Annotated in this window: 4 protein-coding genes; 3 read left to right on the top strand and 1 reads right to left on the bottom strand. The window is 66.6% G+C overall.

Annotated elements, in window-relative coordinates:
- The 3 genes from RMO40_RS06135 to RMO40_RS06145 form a co-directional block, all read left to right on the top strand.
- Positions 1–264 (top strand): hypothetical protein (locus RMO40_RS06135; protein ID WP_309717785.1); only part of this gene is annotated, 264 nt, incomplete at its 5' end.
- A 6-nt stretch (positions 265–270) separates the two neighbouring features.
- Positions 271–2,700 (top strand): protein kinase domain-containing protein, encoded by a 2,430-nt coding sequence (locus RMO40_RS06140; protein ID WP_309717788.1) that lies wholly within the window; start codon positions 271–273, stop codon positions 2,698–2,700.
- A 193-nt stretch (positions 2,701–2,893) separates the two neighbouring features.
- Positions 2,894–4,060 carry an ABC transporter substrate-binding protein gene (locus RMO40_RS06145; RefSeq protein WP_309717791.1) on the top strand — a complete coding sequence of 389 codons (1,167 nt, stop codon included), beginning with the start codon at positions 2,894–2,896 and terminating at the stop codon, positions 4,058–4,060.
- A gap of 83 nt (positions 4,061–4,143) precedes the next feature.
- On the opposite strand, the gene RMO40_RS06150 is transcribed toward RMO40_RS06145, so the two are convergent.
- On the bottom strand, positions 4,144–4,445 hold a 302-nt coding region (locus tag RMO40_RS06150), incomplete at its 5' end, for a helix-turn-helix domain-containing protein (protein WP_309717794.1).

Raw genomic sequence — 4,445 nt, forward strand, 5'->3', positions numbered from 1 at the left:
AGCGCCGCCAACGAAGCGGTCGATGCGATCACGCTGTCGCCGCCCGCGCGTGTGGGCCCGGCTCTTAACAGCGTGGCCCAGCGTTACGGCAAGGTGCTCTCGATCACCGTCAAAGACATCACCGATGGCCTGCAGGCCGCCAAGGGCAGCCTGCGCAATGGCCCCTCGGCCCCGGTGCCGCGTGCACCGGCCCGTGAACACGCTGAACAAGGCGACCCCGGCACGACCGAGTTCTCGGCCTTGCTGGCCTCGCGCAGGAGCTGAACACCCATGGCCGCAGCCATTTCCGTCGACACCCTCGGCCGCTTCGAGCTGCGCCGCGAGCTGGGCAAAGGCGCGCAGGCCACGGTGTGGCTGGCCTTCGACCCGCGCCTGGAGCGCGAGGTGGCCGTGAAGCTGATGCACTCCGGCGCCAACACCCTCAGCGTGGACCAATGGCTGCAAGAGGCCCGCCACGTGAGCCGCTTGAACCACCCGCACATCGTGCCGGTGTTCGAGGCCGACACCCACAACAACCAGCCCTACCTGGTGTTCGAGTACGTGCCCGGCCGCACGCTCACGGCGCACCTGCGCGCGCGCGGCCCGCTGCCGGCGCGCGAAGCGGTGGAGATGATGGTCGGCGTGCTCGACGCCTTGCAGGTAGCGCATGCCGCGGGCGTGGTGCATCGTGATCTGAAGCCCAGCAACATCTTGGTCGACGGCAACGGTCGTGCGCGGGTGATGGATTTCGGCATCGCCGCGCGCATGCAAGATGCCACGAGCCAACAGCAGGTGGTGGGCACGCCGGGCTACATGTCGCCCGAGGCGACCCACGGCATGAAACCCTCGCCGGGCATGGATGTGTTTTCCGCCGGCCTGGTGCTGGCCGAGATGTTGAGCGGCAAACAACTCATCGCCGAAAAAGACCCGTTCCGCGCCATGTACCGCGTGGCGCATGAAGACCTGGCCCTGCCGGCCGGGGCCGCGCCCGATGCCGACGACGGCTTGCGCGCCGTCGTGCTGCGCAGCCTGGCGCGCGACCCGTCGAAACGGTTCACCAGCGCGGCCGACTTGCGCGACGCGCTGCAGCAGTGGCTCGCGCCCGCGCCTGGCTCCGAGGCGACGCCAGCGGGCAGCGCCAACGGCACGCTCGACTTCCTGCTGCGCCGCATGCGCCACAAGAGTGACTTTCCGGCGCTGTCTGATTCGGTCGGCCGCATCCAGCGTGTGGCCAACTCTGAAAACGAGAGCCTGGCCAGCCTGTCGGGCGAGATACTGAAAGACGTGGCGCTGACCAACAAGCTCTTGCGCATGGTCAACACCGCGCGCTACAGCAGCGCAGGTGGCGGCAACATCAGCACCGTCTCGCGCGCGGTGGCGCTGATCGGCTTTGCAGGCATCCGCAACATGGCCTTGAGCCTGGTGCTGCTCGAGCACATGCACGACAAGGCGCACGCCAACCAGTTGAAAGAAGAGTTCCTGCGCTCGCTGATGGCCGGCTCGCTGGCGAGTGAGTTGTGTGGTGCCCAGCGTGAGGGCGAAGAAGCCTTCATCGGTGCGACCTTCCAGAACCTCGGGCGCTTGCTCACCGAGTTTTACTTCCCCGACGAAGCACGCCATGTGCGCAGCCTGGTGGCGGCCGCCAGTGCCAAAGCCCCCCACGCCGCGCGCAATGTGAATGCCGAACATGCCGCGTCGATCACGGTGCTCGGCCTGAGCTTCGAAGAGTTGGGCCTCGGTGTGGCCAAGACCTGGGGCCTGCCCGATGGGTTGCAGCGCTGCATGCGCCGGCCTGGTGGCGAGCCGCCCAGCCGCGCCTGCGACAAAAGCGAGCGTGTGCAGTGGGCCGCCGCGGCGGCCAACGAGGTGACCGATGCCTTGATGAAAGCCGAGCCCGGCCGTGCGAGTGCTGCCATCGCAGCGTCGGCCGAGCGCTACAGCAAGGCCCTGGGGCTGAGCGTGCGCGACATGCAAGCGGCCGCCGTGCTCGCACAGCAGCGCCTGGTCGAACTCGCGCAGGCGATGAACCTGCAGGTGCAGCCCGGCTCGCCCATGCGCCGTCTGCTGGAGCAGCCCGGCAATGGCACGGCGCCGGCCATCGAACACGACAGCCTGACCGAGCACGCTTTGCATGCGACTCTGCCGGTGACGCCCGAGCATGTGCTGCCCAATGCGAAGCCGGTTTTCGACCACGAGGCGGCGGCCAACATGCTGGCGGCCGGCATCCAGGACATCACCAACACCATGGTCGAAGACTTCAAGCTCAACGAAGTGCTGCGCATGATTCTGGAGACCATGCTGCGCGCGCTGGGCTTTCGCCGCATCATCTTTTGCCTGCGCGACCCCAAGACCGAAACGCTCACTGGCCGCTTCGGCCTGGGCGAGGGCGTGGAGCAGGTGGCACCCAAGTTCAAGGTGCCGCTCAAGCCGGTGCCGGGTGCGCCCATCGATCTTTTTGGTGCCGTGTGTGCCAAGGGCGCCGACACGCTGATTGCCGACGCCACCGTGCCGCAGATCGCGGCGCGCCTGCCGCTCTGGTACCGCCAGGGTGTGAATGCACCCGCGTTCCTGTTGCTGCCGTTGTTGATGAAGGGAGCCCCCTTCGCGCTGATCTATGCCGACAAGGCACTGCCCGGCGCCATCGAGCTCGGCGAGAAAGAACTCTCACTCTTGCGCACCCTGCGCAACCAAGCCGTGATGGCCTTCAAACAAGCCACCTGACGCGGCTTGAGCGGGGAGGTGCGGACCCACCCGTTCGTGCGTTTTTGAACCTTCGTTGAATTCTGCCGTGATGCCTGTCACGGTCGACCGGAGCTTGGTGTTTAACAGGAGGATGACCCTCTTGTATGGCGCTGTTACGCGGTGGCACATTCACACCCGTCAACGCTTCGAATCAAACCAGGAGACCAAGAACATGACCACACCGCAATGGAATCGCCGTCACGTGTTGAGCGCAGTGGGTGCCGCCAGCGCCTTGGCCGCCATGCCGCTCAGAGCGCAAGACAGCGCTGCCTCCTCGGCGGCCGCCGCGGGTGGCAACGAGATTCGAATCGGCCAGAGCGCCCACTTGACGGGCCCGCTGGCCCCGTTCTTCTTGCCGGTGGTCATGGGCCAGACCATGGCCATCGACGAAGTCAACCGCAAGGGCGGCATCCAGGGCCGCCCGGTGCGCGTGATCACACTCGACGATGCCTACGACGCCAAGAAGTGCGTCGAAAACGTCAACACCCTGATCGACAAGGAAAAGGTCGTGGCGATGTTCGGCCTGGCCAGCGCGCCCAACGTGGGCGCCATCCTGCCGATCCTGGCCGAGAAGAAGGTGCCGCTGATCGGCGTCTACACCGGCTTGCCCGCGCTGCGCACCAAGCAGCACCCCTACTTCTTCACCACCATGGCGAGCTACCGCGACGAGATCGCGCAGATGGTGCGCAACCTGGTCACGCTGCAAAAACCCGACATCGGCCTGGTGTTCCAGAACGCGCCCTTCGGCCAGATGATGAAACCGGTGGTCGAAGAGGTGGCCAAGGAACTGGGCGCCAAGCTGGTGGCCATTGTGCCGCTCGAAGCCAATGGCAGCGATGCCGTGGCGTGCGCGCAGTCGCTGGCGGCTGCCAAGCCGCAATCGATCATCTTCATGGCCTTCGGGCCGTCGATCATCCCCTTGGTGAAGGCGGTTCGTGCCTACGTGGGCGTGCCGATCTACGCGGTGTCGATCGCCGCCTCGCCCGCGCTTTTGAAGGCCATGGGCGACGACGCGCGCGGTCTGGCCTTCACGCAGATCGCGCCTTACCCGTTTCGCCAGACCACGCCGCTCACGCGTGATCTCGCGGCGGCGGCTTCGCGGGCCGGTGTCGAGGTGGGCTACGACCACATGTTTGGCTACGTGAACATGCGCATCCTTCTCGAAGTGATCCGCCGCGCCGGCAAGCAGATCACGTCGGCCACCATCGTCAAGGCGGCCGAAGGCATGAACAAGTACGACCCGGGTGGCTACCCGGTCAGCTTCGGCCCCAACAAGCACCACGGCTCGGCCTTCGTCGAGATTGCCATCGTGGGCCCAGGTGGCCGCTGGATGCGCTAGCCCGCGTTCCTCGCCTCCTGGGTGATGACGGCAGGCCTGCGGGCCTGCCGTTTTCATTTCTCGGCCGGCCGCCCATGTTGGGCTCAAACGAGTGGCCGCTGCGGCGGCTTGCCGTCGCCATAAAGCGCTGCGGTGCGGGCCAGCGCGGTACTGTCCTTCAGGAAGAGCAATCCGTTCTCGACGCGGTGCAGGCCGCGTCGCTCCAGCTTGCGCAGGGTCTTGTTGGTGTGCACCAGCGACAGTCCCAGCGCGTCGGCGATGTGCTGCTGGGTCAGCGGGAAAGGCACGCCGGCCGCACCCGCATCGGGAAACATCGCGGCCGCCCGCTTGAACAGCAGGATGAGCAGCACCGCCACTCGCTCTTCGGCGCTGCGCCGGCCCACGG

The sequence above is a fragment of the Rhizobacter sp. genome, from assembly GCF_031412075.1.
Classification (GTDB): domain Bacteria; phylum Pseudomonadota; class Gammaproteobacteria; order Burkholderiales; family Burkholderiaceae_C; genus Rhizobacter.